This window comes from Zhongshania sp., assembly GCF_047636175.1.
Taxonomy (GTDB): domain Bacteria; phylum Pseudomonadota; class Gammaproteobacteria; order Pseudomonadales; family Spongiibacteraceae; genus Spongiibacter.
Map to the genome: position 1 here is coordinate 25,160 of NZ_JBLIKC010000022.1, position 13,556 is coordinate 38,715.

Consider the following 13,556-nt stretch of genomic DNA (forward strand, 5'->3'; position numbering starts at 1 on the left):
TTACGCGTGTAAACAAGAGTTAGCGTGAATATTATGTGACGCGAGGGTCTTTTTTTGTGACGGCGATCACAGGTTTCTTTAAAACCGTCGATTTGGTATGAGAAATTTCTAAATTTAACGCTGATTTCAGGCGCGGCTACACAAGGTCTTGTTTAGCGGGCGTAAAAAAGGCCGGAGCACATTGTCTGTGTCCGGCCGTAAAAGTAGGTAAGCATTGCCCGCTTTATAAAGCGTTTATAGAAGTGGTTTAGCCATCGTTGACGACATCGACAAAGTAATGGTCTACACCATTGACGCGCTCTTTAACTAAGCCGTGGCAATCAGTTTCGAAGCCTGGGAAGCGAGAGTTAAAGTCGCGTACAAACTGTAGGTATTTGACGATGGTTTTATTGAAGCGCTCGCCAGGAATTAATAGCGGAATACCAGGTGGGTAGGGCGTCACTAGCATCGCGGTAATGCGACCTTCTAATTCATCAATGGCAACGCGTTCAACTTCGCGATGCGACATTTTAGACCACGCCTCGGCGGGAATCATTGCTGCTTCCATTTCTGACAGGTACATCTCTGTGGTGATGCGGGCCAGATCGTACTCTTTATAGACGTTGTGAATATTGCTGCACAGGTCGCGTAGACCGACTTTGTCATACTGTGGATATTTGGCTGCGAATTGCGGCATTACCCGCCACAGAGGTAGGTTTTGATCATAGTCGTCTTTAAATTGCTGTAACTCGGTAACCATGGAATTCCAGCGGCCCTTGGTGATACCGATGGTGAACATGATAAAGAATGAGTACATGCCGGACTTTTCAATGATGATGCCGTGCTCAGCTAAATATTTGCTGACTATCGAGGCTGGAATACCAAAATCATCGAAGTTACCGTCGACATCCAAACCGGGGGTAATGATGGTGGCCTTGATGGGGTCGAGCATATTAAAACCCGACTCAATTTCGCCAAAGCCGTGCCAACTATCATCTGAGTGGATGACCCAGTCATCGCGGTCACCAATACCTTCTTCGGCGAGAGCCTCTGGCCCCCACACACGGAACCACCAATCGTCGCCATAATCGGCATCAACTTTGCGCATAGCACGGCGGAAATCCAGTGCTTCAAGAATCGATTCCTCTACCAATGCTTTGCCGCCGGGGGGTTCCATCATTGCCGCAGCAACATCACAGGACGCAATGATCGCGTACTGCGGGCTGGTTGACGAGTGCATCAGGTAGGATTCGTTAAAGCGATGGGTATCAAGTTTTCGCTTGGTGCCATCTTGAACCAGAATTTGCGAGGCTTGTGACAGGCCGGCCAGTAATTTGTGGGTTGATTGGGTGGCAAATACCAAGGTGTCGTCTGAGCGCGGGCGGTCAGCACTGATGGCGTGCATATTGTGGTAGAAGGTGTGGAAGGCGGCATGGGGCAGCCAGGCTTCGTCAAAATGCAGGGTGTCGATGGTTGAGTCGAGAATATCTTTTATTTCCTCGACGTTGTACACGATACCGTCATAGGTACTTTGGGTAATAGTTAGAATCCGTGGTTTTTTGTCTTTAGCATGACGGGCAAAGGGGTGTTCTTCGATCTTTCTACTAATTGCAGCAGGGTCGAATTCGCTTTTGGGAATAGGCCCGATTATGCCGTAGTGATTGCGCGTTGGCATGAGAAATACCGGAATTGCACCAGTCATGATAATACTGTGCAAAATCGATTTGTGACAGTTGCGATCTACCACCACAATATCGCCGGGGGCTACGGTGGAGTGCCATACCACCTTGTTTGAAGTGGATGTACCGTTAGTGACAAAGAATAAATGGTCGCAGCCAAAGATACGCGCTGCATTGTTTTCGCTGGCGCTAACGGGGCCGGTATGGTCTAGCAGTTGTCCAAGCTCTTCCACTGCATTACAAACGTCGGCGCGCAGCAGATTTTCACCGAAGAATTGGTGGAACATTTGGCCAACCGGACTTTTTAGAAATGCTACGCCGCCAGAGTGGCCCGGGCAGTGCCAAGAGTATGAGCTGTCGCTGGCGTAGTTCATTAACGCTTTGAAGAATGGCGGCGCCAGCGATGAAAGATATTTATTGGCTTCGCGAATGATATGACGAGCGACAAATTCCGGGGTGTCTTCAAACATATGAATGAAGCCGTGCAACTCACGTAAAATCTCATTGGGAATGTGGCGAGAGGTGCGGGTTTCACCGTAGAGGAACACCGGGATATCAGTATTGCGTTGACGTACCGCCGTCATGAATTCAGCGATGGACTCCAATGCCTGGCCGACTGTCTCGTCGCTGCCGTCACCGAATTCTTCATCATCTATAGAAAGTATAAAGCAGGACGCGCGGCTTGCTTGTTGCGCAAACGCGGTAAGATCGCCGTAGCTTGTTAGCCCAACAATTTCCATGCCTTCTTTACTAATGGCATCGGCAAGGTCGCGAATGCCTGAACCGGATATATTTTCGGAGCGAAAATCTTCGTCAATAATGACAACGGGGAAACGAAATTTCATTTATATGGCCAGCGTTAGTTTTCGGCTATACCCAGATTATGTCTGGACTCGTTTGCGCACATTGTAAGTCAGATCGCGGATTTTAAGTGCATAGTCTGATTCATGTTACGCCCTGATTTTGATACATTTTTTACGGTTTAGGCCCGTAATATTTTCACCCTAACAATATCTAAGACAACTGTCAGCTATGCGGTTTCTTTTTGCTGCAGGAGTCTGACCATTTTAAGGGAAAATAATTACAGAAATAAATAGCTATGCAATGGCATCCGGCCTGCTGTTTTGATCGTTGCAGTCCGGGATGTCTAGCCCAAAATCTCCACGAGATATTGGGGCAGTGCAAAAGCGCCGATATGCAGGGCAGGGTTGTAGTAGCGAGTCTTGATGCCACTGTCGACAAAACGAGTTGTCAATGTGGCTAAATCTTGCTCACGCGCCGTGCCGCTGTCACTAGCCCATGCAAATGTCATCACGCCGCCAATATAGGTAGGCACTGCTGCTGCGTAAAACGCGGTATCCGCAAACAATGGTGATAGACGCTGATGGGTTGTGCACACTTCGTCGGGTTGCATAAACGCCACGCCGTTCTGTGCAGCAAAGATGCCGCCAGGTTTTAAGCAACGTTGAATGCCTTGGTAAAACGGAGAAGTGAATAAAACTTCGCCGGGACCAATGGGGTCGGTGCTGTCAGACAAAATAACGTCAAACTGGCGGTCACACTGGGTGACGAAATCAATACCATCGCCAATTACTATTTCTGCGCGGGGATTGTCGTAGGCTCCTGCCGAATGATTCGGTAGATATTTCACGCACATATCGATAACGGCTTGATCTATTTCAACCTGCACAACGTGCTCAACTTCCGAGTGTTTGAGCACTTCGCGAAGCAAGCCCCCGTCGCCGCCGCCAATAATGAGTACATTCTTGGCATTGCCGTGGGCAAACAATGGCGTGTGCGCTAACATTTCGTGATAGATGAACTCGTCTCGCTCGGTGGTTTGAATAATGCCGTCTAGCGCCATTACCCGACCAAAGCTGCCAGATTCAAAAATAATAAGATGCTGATGCTCGGTCTTGCTTTCAAACAAGACCTCACTGACTTGGAATCCTTGGTGGTAGGCGTCGTGGAGTGTTTCGTCAAACCACTCAGACATCGTCCATTCTCCCGCGCAGGTTTTCACCGACCTCGATACGCGAGGGCGAGAAGGCCTTTTGAAGGATTTCCACGGCCAATTCAGGCTTGGCGTCACCACACATAAAGACATCAAACGCAGCGTAATCGCGTTCGGGCCAAGTGTGTACACTAATATGAGATTCAGCTAAAACTGCGACACCAGAAATGCCACCATTGGGGGTAAAGTGGTGCATATGGATGTGCAACAGGGTGGCACCACATTCTTTGACACAGTCAATAAATGCTTTTTCCATGCGGGGGAGTTCATCGAGATGGGAGGCGCCCCAAAGGTCGATGATAAGATGCGTGCCAGCGTAAGCAACGCCGTCACGAATAATGACGTGGTCAAGATTTTCATCCGATTGTGTAATCGGATTACAGTTAGCTGCGCCGGCCTCCAGAGAAGGCATATGATCTAAGCTTTTCATTTAGCATAAATCCTCCGCGTTGGTTAAAGAGCCGGCGATTTAAACGTGTTTTATGCTAAATAGCAATAAAAAATCCCGGAAAAATCCACCATTCGGTGATGCTAAAGTCATTGAAGTCGCAGTGCTTTTTCGTGATTGGCGGGGCTAGCGGAATATGGGTGAATCAGGGCATAGTAGGCGCAGGTTGAGAATGTTTTAACAGGAGCCCAAAAAATGAGTATTTTTGATCGTTATCGTAAGCCAGCAGTTATTCCCACAGCGGAGCAAGCACTGCCTGGTAGAGCCCATAAAATAGCGGTGCCATCCTTGCATACCGTGCTTAACACGCCCCTGCAGCCGCCGTTTCCGGCAGGAACTGAGCGGGTTGTCTTTGGTATGGGCTGCTTCTGGGGCGCAGAGCGTAAATTCTGGCAACAAGAGGGCGTTTGCACTACCGCTGTTGGTTACTGCGGTGGCCATACGCCCAACCCAAGCTATGAAGAGGTATGCTCAGGCATGACTGGGCACAACGAGGTGGTATTAGTGGCATTCGACCCCGCTCGAGTCAGCTTCCAAGAATTACTGAAGTTGTTCTGGGAAAGCCATAACCCCACCGAAGGCATGCGTCAGGGCAACGACGTTGGCACCCAGTATCGTTCGGGTATTTATTGTTCTACCGCTGAGCAGAAAGCGGTGGCGGCGGCATCGCTCGAGTTGTACCAAGGGGCGCTCGCTGAAGAGGGCTTGCCTGCGGTGACGACTGAGATAGTCGATATAGACGAGTTTTATTACGCCGAGTCCTACCATCAGCAGTATCTGGATAAAAATCCCGGTGGTTACTGCGGCTTGGGCGGTACTGGGGTAAGTTGCCCACTATAAAAACCGCCTCTAATTTGTAGTGTGCATAGTCTATCTGCTGCTGATCCTATCAAAAATAATAATTAAAAAGGTATTTTATAATGGAGCACAGTCTACAAGTTCTCATCCTTAAAGAGCTCATGCAGCAAATAGATGAGAGCAAAAATGTTGATGCCCGCGTGCAATATAAAATGCCCACTTCTTCTTACGTCTGCCCAGATCTTGCGGAGAAGGAGTGGCAGGCTTTCTTTCAAAACCATCCACAGCTGATTGGTTTTTCCGGCGATCTGACCGGTCCAGGTTGCTATTTTACTAGTGATGACTTTGGCGCACCGGTGCTGGCAACGCGTGATAAAAATGGGAAATTTCACGCTTTTCTAAATGCGTGTAGGCACCGTGGTGCCCGCATTGCCGATGAGCCGAGGGGGGAGAAGAATCTATTCGTATGTCCTTTTCACTCATGGAGTTATTCTGGTCAGGGCCAACTAGTGGCTATTCCGCAGAGCGAACACTTTGGTGAGATCGATAAGGCGTGCTTCGGTCTCGTGGAGTTGCCCTCAGTGGAGAAAGATGGATTCCTTTGGATTCACCCCAAGCCTGATGGTCATTTGGATGTAGATGCTCTGCTCGGGCCTTTATCAGAAGAGCTGGCTTCCGGAAAATTTGGTGACTTGATCTTCAGTGGTGAATCGACCATCGATATGAAATTAAACTGGAAGCTGGCTAACGATACCTTCGGTGAAACGTATCACTTTCAAAAATTGCACAAGAATACGCTGGGTCTTGGCTTTTATGGCGATAATCTGTCCTACGAAGCGATAGGTCAGCATCATCGCTTTGTGTTCGCACGCAAAGCCATTGATCTTCTTAGAAGTGTGCCCGAGGAACAGTGGCAGCTCTGTCAGGGCGCAATACTTCTTTACTATCTCTTCCCGAATATTCAAATTACGGTAGGCGAGGGGCGTGCTACGCTGATTCGTATCTACCCCGATCCAAAAAATGCTGGCCGCTCCATAACTCGCATCAGTCATTATTTTTCTCAAGAGATGATTGATGCAGTGGAGGCGGCGAAGATTGATAGTAAAACAACTCTTGTCACTGCTGATAATGTTTTTCAGAAACGCGATGGACTGAACGTGGTGTTCACTTTGGATGCGATAATGAAGATATTCAATGACGCCATTGAAAAAGAAGATTACATGATGGGCGAACAGCAGCAAAAAACTGCTGAAAGTGGCCTGATGCAATATAGTATCTTTGGCCGCAATGAAGCGCCGCTGCACCACTACCACAACACCTTTCGTAAAGCCTTGAACATGCCCTTACTCGAAAAGTTATAGTTTTTCGACGCTGCGCCTAAATGAATTTAGGGAGGCCGGACTTTGGGTTATAGGAGGTGTGAGTACTTTAATGTTGTGGTCGTCTAAAATAAAAGTGCCTTAGATTTTTCTGTCAGTGGTCTGAAGTAGTATGAGTGCGCTAAGTAATTTGAGATCTATTCTATCGACGGTATGTAAAATAATTAGATTTTATTCGATGGTATTGGGGAAGGATTGTTGCCTGCGCTAGATGTTCGTCGTCGCGGAATAAATATTATTTTTAAAATAAAATAGACTCTCAATACAAGAGCCCATTCCGACAAGTTCTGTCGTGCCTTATTTTAATGCTTGGGCGTTAGGAGTTTGCCTTCGCCCATGATGCTAGTTTCCTCGCCATTTCATTTGATATAAGTCGTGGCGGCGGTCGCGCAGATTTTGCACGGTGCCGCTATTACGGGCTATACGCAATGACTCTGGTCGTAAATCGGCAATAGCGACTGTTTCCACATTGGGCGTGGTATCAGCGGCGATACCGTCGCGGGCAAAATGGAAATCACAGGGCGTTAAGATACAGCTTTGTGCGTATTGAATATCCATATTGGCGACGTTAGGCAAATTACCGACATTGCCAGACATGACCACATAAACCTGATTTTCAACGGCCCTAGCCTGACAACTGTAGCGCACGCGCATATAGCTTTGGCGCTCATCGGTGCAGAAGGGCACAAACAGGATCTCAGCGCCTTGATCTACTAAGTGACGGCCGAGTTCGGGGAACTCGGAGTCATAGCAGATTAATATGCCAATGGGGCCGCAGTCGGTGTCTATAACCTGCAGCTCATTGCCGCCTTCAATATTCCACCAATAGACTTCATTGGGGGTGGGGTGAATTTTTGCTTGTTCATCGACACGTCCGTCGCGGTGAAACACGTAAGAGATATTTTCGACCCGGCCGTTGGCGACGCGAGTAGGGTGTGATCCGCCGATAATGTTGATGTTGTAACGCACGGCTAAGTCTTGCATGGCTTCGACGTAGCGGGGCGTGTATTTGGTGAGTGCCTCTATAGACTGAATAGGTGTTAGCTCCTGGTCTTCAATAGACAGTAGCTGCAGGGTGATGAGTTCGGGGAAAACCACAAAGTCGCCTTTATAGTCGGCTACTACATCAACAAAATATTCTATGAACGACATGAACTCGACAAATGAAGTGACGCGTCGCTGCATATATTGCACGGTACCAATCCGCACGGTGTCGGGTTGGCGGCCGCCGTGGCGTTTGGTGTGGGCGACATTGGCAGCAGTTTCTACTTTGGGATTGTGCCAGACAAGATGCACGCCATAACCCATAGAGCCGGTGTCGTCGACCAAGTAGTTCGGCATTAGATCTATGACTTCAAAGTTATTGCGAAGCTGGAACGACAGTACTGGGTCGCGGGTGCGTTGGTGCACCACCGCGTCAAGATAGTTTTCAGCGCTGCCGTATTTTTTAATACGACGCGACAAGCTGGGCAGGCGACCGACAAAAACAATCCCCTTTAAGCCTAGCTCTTCGCACAGCTTTTTGCGCGCATTGTAGAGTCGCTGACCGATACGATAGCCACGCACGCTGCTGTCTACACACACCTCCATACCATATAACCACTCGCCGTCGGGATCGTGGCGGGTGCCGTAGCCATTAGCGGTGATCGCAGCCCAACTATGTGGCTTTAGGCAGACTTCGCCGCTGACCCGAAATGTTGCGCAATAGCCGACTATTTCGTCCTCAAGGGTGACGACAAATTTGCCTTCGGCGAAATTATTAAGCTGGCCGCGCAATTCTGCGCGCGAATACGAATCGATGCCGGTACCTGTGTAAACGCGTTTAGATAGGGCGCTAATAGCGGGTATATCGGCTAAAGTTGCGTTTCGAACTCGCAGTACTTTGCCCGAGGCAGCAATGTTTTTGCTGCCCGGTGTGATGTTTGCCATGGTGGTGTCACTCTGAAATTCTTAATAAGGATTAAGTGAGAGCTAAGCAATGCTTTAGTGGTATTGGGTGCCAGCTGAAAACAATTTAGCTTTTACTTTTGCTGGATGCGCTGCGACGCGCGGGCGCAGCTTTGCTCGGTGTTGGTTTTTGCGGATTGCCATCGCTGCTTTCAGGATCTTTACCTTCGGCAGTCGCTTTGTCAGAATTTTTGCGATTGCTGGCTAAGCCGCTCAATGATTTCAATACTCGAGCAGATAAATCGATGGTTTTCATGCCTTCAGTAAATGCGGTTTTCGCCATTTGTTGAATCATTTCTGAGTCACCTTCGCCGATGCGTTTGTAGACCGCGTCCCAAAGTGGTTGGGCGTCTGGAAGACCGACTAGGCGGCGCATTTCTTCCGGACTGACTTCAACCTCGACATGAATTTTCATACACCTGACTCCGTATTATCACTGAATTTAGTATGGTATTAATTAGTTCGGATGCGCTAGTGCCAAAGCAGCTCTACTGGCGCTAATATAATCGCGAATCTGGATAAAAACCAATCAAATAGCGCCCCAGAGTCAGGTAATGGCATTATTTACCCAGCTCCGCTAAAACATATTGCAGGATGCCGCCGTGACGGAAATAGGCCATTTCCTCACTGGTATCTATTCTAAGCCGACCTAGCACTTCATGACGGCTGCCGTCGCTGCGCGACAAGATGATTCTGACTTTTTGCTTTGGCGCCAATACAGGGTCGCAAGAGATAATATCAACGCGCTCGTCGCCTTGTAAATCTAGCATCTCCTGCGGTATTTCCTTGTCGAACTCTATTGGCATTACTCCCATGCCGACGAGGTTGGAACGATGGATTCGCTCAAAACTTTCGGCGATCACAGCTTTTATACCCAGCAATAAGGTACCTTTTGCAGCCCAGTCCCGACTGGAGCCAGTGCCGTATTGCTTGCCGGCAATAATAACTAAGGGCGTATTACTTTCTTGATACTTCATAGCCGCTTTGTAAATTGAGACGACGCTTTTACCATCTGGGGATAAAGTGTAACCGCCTTCGCGATCCACCAGCTTATTGTGCAGCCGAGTATTGGCGAACGTGCCGCGGAGCATGACCTCGTGATTACCTCGCCGCGAACCATAGGAGTTAAACTCCGCTGGCGAAACACCATTACTTTGCAAGTAATGACTGGCTGGACTGTCTAGGGCAATTCCACCTGCGGGCGAAATATGGTCGGTGGTAATGGTGTCACCAAATAAGCCTAGAATTCTGGCGCCGCGAAGCGCAGGGAATTCTTCGCCCGCCAATGTGGGTGTGTCAAAAAAAGTGGGTAGGCGAATATAGCTAGAGTCTTCTTGCCACTGATAGGTTTCAGTGGTGGCAATATTGATGGCCTGCCATTCAGCGGTACCCGTATAGACATCTTGGTAGGCCTCGTTAAACATATCGCCACTGACAATTTTGCGAATATCTCGAATTTCTTCGTTGCTCGGCCATAAGTCTTTGAGATAAACCGGTTTGCCTTTTTGGTCCTTAGCTATTGCGTCGTCCCGCAGATTCAATAGGGTGCTGCCTGCGAGCGCATAGGCAACAACCAGTGGAGGCGATGCCAGCCAGCTCGCCTTTACTTGAGGATGGATGCGGCCCTCGAAATTGCGGTTGCCTGACAATAGCGCAGACACCACCATATCTTTACTGTCGATGGCGGTGGCGATGGGGTCTGGCAGGGGGCCAGAATTGCCAATACAGGTTGTGCAGCCGTAGCCAACTAAGTCGAAACCTAGTGAGTCTAAATCCTCTTGCAAGCCGCTGTCGCTTAAGTATTTACTGACCACTTTGGATCCGGGTGCCAAGGAGGTCTTAACCCAAGGTTTAACGCGCAAACCGCGCTCTCGAGCTTTGCGGGCAACAAGGCCTGCGGCAATCATTACATCGGGGTTGGAGGTGTTTGTGCAGCTGGTAATAGCGGCAATAACCACATCGCCGTGATGTAACTTTAAATCCATATCAGGAATCGCGACGCTTTCAAGTAGGTCGCGCTTACTGGCTTTAAGAAAGTCGCGCATCGCGTCGCCTAAATCGGCCAACGCAACCCGGTCTTGCGGGCGAGTGGGTCCGGCGAGACTTGGCTCTACGGCATTCAAATCCAGTGTCACGGTACGCGTAAACGTCGGCTGGTCGCCGGTATGCCGCCATAGGCCTTGGGCTTTGCAGTAGGTTTCGGTAAGCGCGATATTCTCGCTACTGCGTCCGGTCAGCTTCATATAAGCGAGGGTGGCGTCATCCACGGGAAAGTAGCCACAGGTCGCGCCATATTCAGGGGCCATATTGGCAATGGTGGCACGATCGGCCACGCTCAATTCAGCCAGGCCGTCACCGTAAAACTCAACAAATTTGCCGACCACGCCTTCTCTGCGCAAGATCTGCACCACGGTTAATACCAAATCTGTTGCAGTGACACCCTCATTTAATTTGCCGTTTAATTCAAAACCAATCACCTCCGGCAATATCATCGAATAAGGCTGGCCGAGTAGGGCCGCTTCGGCTTCAATGCCGCCAACGCCCCAGCCCAGTACGCCTAAGCCATTAACCATAGGCGTGTGGCTGTCAGTACCTAACACTGTGTCCGGGTAGGCTACACCGTCACTATTCCACACCACCTGAGCTAAGTATTCTAAATTAACCTGATGACATATACCTGTGCCTGGCGGTACAACATTAAAGTTCTTGAAAGCCGATTGGCCCCATTTTAAAAAGCGATAGCGTTCGTCGTTGCGTGCCATTTCATTGGCTACATTCTCGCCAAAGGCTTGGGGTGAGCCAAATTGATCTACCGTGACGGAGTGGTCGATAACCAAGTGAACGGGGATCTGTGGATTGATGGCGGAAACATCGCCGCCGCGTTTAGCAACGGCGTCACGCATGGCGGCTAAATCGACAATAGCGGGTACTCCGGTAAAGTCTTGCATTAACACGCGGGCCGGAGAGAAATTGAGATCTTCACCGCCAGTGGGCTGATCTAGCCAGCGCGAGAAGGCCACAATGATGTCTGAGTTTACTGAATCACCGTCAAAATGACGGAGCTGGTTTTCCAGTAGTATTTTCAATGATTTTGGCAGATTGATGAGGCGATCATCACCGAGTTTGTTGAGGTCAAAATAGTCGTAATTGCTGCCGTCAACATTGAGTGTTGCGCGCAGATGGTCAGTAGATTGCATTACAAACTCCTTGGACTGGAAAGCTATTCATAGTCTACCCTAGCACAGACCGCAGAAATTGCCGGACGATCCCCTCGTATAGCGTCTTTTTTAATATTAAATCCCCGCACCAAGGTCTTCTTAAGGGCTTGTTAAGACTGGGTGTGCTCAGCGCTTTTGGCGCCAGCGAAATAAAGATGAGATGTGGCAATATTTGCCAATATGGCGCTATTTTTCTAATGAATTTGTATTGTTACTGTGTTGTAATCTATAGGTTTTAAGGGGTCTCGGTCCTCAGTAGTATCACCGATATCGGCAACCCAACTCGCTAATAATAATATTGAGGGGGCGCATTGAAAACCACTAACACCCTAGACCCTGAGTATTTTCACAAGGTGGTCGACTGTCAGTATGCCTGTCCGGCTCATACGCCGGTTCCAGAATATATACGTTTAATTGCCGCTCAGCGTTACACCGATGCGTATATGATCAACTGGGAATCGAATGTATTCCCTGGGGTGCTTGGGCGCACCTGTGATCGGCCCTGCGAGCCGGCTTGTCGGCGGGGCCGCATAGACGATGAACCGGTTGCGATTTGTCGACTTAAGCGTGTTGCAGCCGACAATAAAGGCGATATCACTAATCGCCTGCCGATTATTCCCAAACAGAAAAATGGCAAACACATCGCGCTTATTGGTGCTGGCCCGGCGTCATTAACGGTAGCCAGAGACTTGATGCCATTGGGTTATAGCGTCGATCTGTATGATGATCAGCGTGCCGGTGGCGGTTTTATGCGCAGTCAGATCCCGGCTTTCCGACTGCCCGAAGAAGTCTTGAATGAAGAGGTCAATCTTATTCTTGATATGGGCGTAATGTCCCATTTCAATCATTATGTGGACAGTCTTAAAACGGTATTAGACAAAAATTATGACGCTGTCTTTATAGGCAGTGGTGCGCCGCGTGGACGAGACCTTGATCTGCCGGGCCGCCAGGCGGCAAAGGCCAATATTCATATCGGCATAGATTGGCTATCTAGCGTGGCATTTGAACATCTAGAGAGTATCGGTAAAAAAGTGATTGTACTCGGTGGTGGTAACACCGCCATGGATTGCTGCAGAACCGCGCGGCGCGTGGGTGGCGATGAAGTCAAAGTGATTGTCCGCAGTCCTTTCGTTGAGATGAAAGCCTCACCGTGGGAAAAAGAAGATGCCCAGCGCGAGGGCATTCCTATCATGGATAACCACCTGCCGCAGGAGTTTATTGTTGAAGATGGTTGTCTGGTGGCGATGCGCTTTGATCGCGTGAAAGCGGTGTATGAGGAGGGCGGCAAACGTCGTTTGGTCTCGACCGGGGAAGAGCCTGTCATTGTGCCCTGCGACGACGTACTTGTTGCCATCGGTCAAGAGAATTCCTTCCCCTGGATTGAGCGTGATGTTGGCGTTGAGTTTGACAAATGGGATATGCCGGTGGTCGATGAGATCAGTTTTCAGTCCAGTAATTCCGGCGTATTCTTTGGTGGCGACTCCGCCTTTGGACCACAAAATGTTATCACCGCGGTTGCTCACGGCCACCAAGCGGCAATCTCGATTGACTTACACTGTCAGGGAGAGTCTGTCGCGAAGCGGCCACCACCAGGGGTGACTCTAGTCAGTCAAAAAATGGGGATCCATGAGTGGAGCTACGACAGCGAAGTCGCCAACGATATTCGCTACCACGTTCCTCAAGCAGAGCTGGAAAATAGCCTCAGTAATCGTAAATTAGAAGTGGAGTTGGGCTTTGATGCGGCCACCGCATTTAAGGAGGCGCAGCGTTGTCTAAATTGCGATGCCCAAACCGTGTTCTCAGAACAACTGTGTATTGAGTGTGATGCCTGTGTCGATATTTGCCCCACCGATTGCCTTAGTATTGTCGTTAATAGCGCTGAAGAAGACCAAGTTCGCCAGATCCTAAAAATGCCTGCTAATAATACTGAGCAAGACATTTATGTGTCTGACGGTTTGCGCACGGGTCGCGCCATGATTAAAGACGAAAATGTGTGTTTGCATTGTGGATTATGCGCTGAGCGCTGCCCAACGGCTGCGTGGGATATGCAGAAATTCTATTACTCGGTGACTAAAGCGGGGCAGTGCGGCTGAT

Annotated in this window: 9 protein-coding genes; 3 read left to right on the plus strand and 6 right to left on the minus strand. The window is 49.3% G+C overall.

The genetic code is table 11. The annotated features are described in order from the left end of the window. Positions 1–247 precede the first annotated feature (247 nt). The 3 genes from ACI955_RS13255 to speD form a co-directional block, all read right to left on the minus strand. Entirely contained in the window at positions 248–2,503 is a 2,256-nt protein-coding gene (locus ACI955_RS13255) for an Orn/Lys/Arg decarboxylase N-terminal domain-containing protein (RefSeq protein ID WP_415244220.1), read from the minus strand. A gap of 302 nt (positions 2,504–2,805) precedes the next feature. Continuing rightward, complete coding sequence (gene speE, locus ACI955_RS13260; RefSeq protein ID WP_415244221.1) at positions 2,806–3,654, minus strand: polyamine aminopropyltransferase; 849 nt, start codon at positions 3,652–3,654, stop codon at positions 2,806–2,808. After that, the gene (gene speD / locus ACI955_RS13265; protein WP_368376574.1) at positions 3,647–4,102 is read right to left on the minus strand and encodes an adenosylmethionine decarboxylase; all 456 of its coding nucleotides are present in this window, start codon (positions 4,100–4,102) and stop codon (positions 3,647–3,649) included. The genes speE and speD overlap by 8 nt, the downstream gene beginning before the upstream one ends. Before the next feature lie 213 nt (positions 4,103–4,315). Here speD and msrA point away from each other — a divergent pair, with 213 nt between their 5' ends. Both msrA and ACI955_RS13275 read left to right on the plus strand, forming a co-directional pair. Beyond that, positions 4,316–4,960, plus strand: a complete 645-nt coding sequence (gene msrA, locus ACI955_RS13270; RefSeq protein WP_415244222.1) for a peptide-methionine (S)-S-oxide reductase MsrA — start codon at positions 4,316–4,318, stop codon at positions 4,958–4,960. 80 nt (positions 4,961–5,040) lie between these two features. After that, the gene (locus tag ACI955_RS13275; RefSeq protein ID WP_415244223.1) at positions 5,041–6,279 is read left to right on the plus strand and encodes an aromatic ring-hydroxylating oxygenase subunit alpha; all 1,239 of its coding nucleotides are present in this window, start codon (positions 5,041–5,043) and stop codon (positions 6,277–6,279) included. Between the two features lie 360 nt (positions 6,280–6,639). Here ACI955_RS13275 and ACI955_RS13280 read toward each other — a convergent pair whose 3' ends face one another. The 3 genes from ACI955_RS13280 to acnA all read right to left on the minus strand — a co-directional run bounded on the left by ACI955_RS13280 (position 6,640) and on the right by acnA (position 11,441). After that, the gene (locus tag ACI955_RS13280) at positions 6,640–8,226 is read right to left on the minus strand and encodes a GNAT family N-acetyltransferase (RefSeq protein ID WP_415244224.1); all 1,587 of its coding nucleotides are present in this window, start codon (positions 8,224–8,226) and stop codon (positions 6,640–6,642) included. 85 nt (positions 8,227–8,311) lie between these two features. Beyond that, a complete protein-coding gene (locus ACI955_RS13285) occupies positions 8,312–8,659 on the minus strand; it encodes a DUF6489 family protein (protein ID WP_415244225.1) in 348 nt (115 codons plus the stop codon). Positions 8,660–8,804: 145 nt separating this feature from the next. Next, positions 8,805–11,441 (minus strand): aconitate hydratase AcnA, encoded by a 2,637-nt coding sequence (gene acnA, locus ACI955_RS13290; protein WP_415244226.1) that lies wholly within the window; start codon positions 11,439–11,441, stop codon positions 8,805–8,807. A gap of 332 nt (positions 11,442–11,773) precedes the next feature. Here acnA and ACI955_RS13295 point away from each other — a divergent pair, with 332 nt between their 5' ends. Beyond that, a complete protein-coding gene (locus tag ACI955_RS13295; protein ID WP_415244227.1) occupies positions 11,774–13,555 on the plus strand; it encodes an FAD-dependent oxidoreductase in 1,782 nt (593 codons plus the stop codon). The last annotated feature ends 1 nt before the right edge of the window (position 13,556 follow it).

Coding starts and splice junctions, on each gene's coding strand:
- ACI955_RS13280 (WP_415244224.1), bottom strand. CDS start 8,226: ATGGCAAACATCACACCGGGCAGCAAAAACATTGCTGCCTCGGGCAAA.
- speD (WP_368376574.1), bottom strand. CDS start 4,102: ATGAAAAGCTTAGATCATATGCCTTCTCTGGAGGCCGGCGCAGCTAAC.
- ACI955_RS13255 (WP_415244220.1), bottom strand. CDS start 2,503: ATGAAATTTCGTTTCCCCGTTGTCATTATTGACGAAGATTTTCGCTCC.
- acnA (WP_415244226.1), bottom strand. CDS start 11,441: ATGCAATCTACTGACCATCTGCGCGCAACACTCAATGTTGACGGCAGC.
- ACI955_RS13275 (WP_415244223.1), top strand. CDS start 5,041: ATGGAGCACAGTCTACAAGTTCTCATCCTTAAAGAGCTCATGCAGCAA.
- msrA (WP_415244222.1), top strand. CDS start 4,316: ATGAGTATTTTTGATCGTTATCGTAAGCCAGCAGTTATTCCCACAGCG.
- speE (WP_415244221.1), bottom strand. CDS start 3,654: ATGTCTGAGTGGTTTGACGAAACACTCCACGACGCCTACCACCAAGGA.
- ACI955_RS13285 (WP_415244225.1), bottom strand. CDS start 8,659: ATGAAAATTCATGTCGAGGTTGAAGTCAGTCCGGAAGAAATGCGCCGC.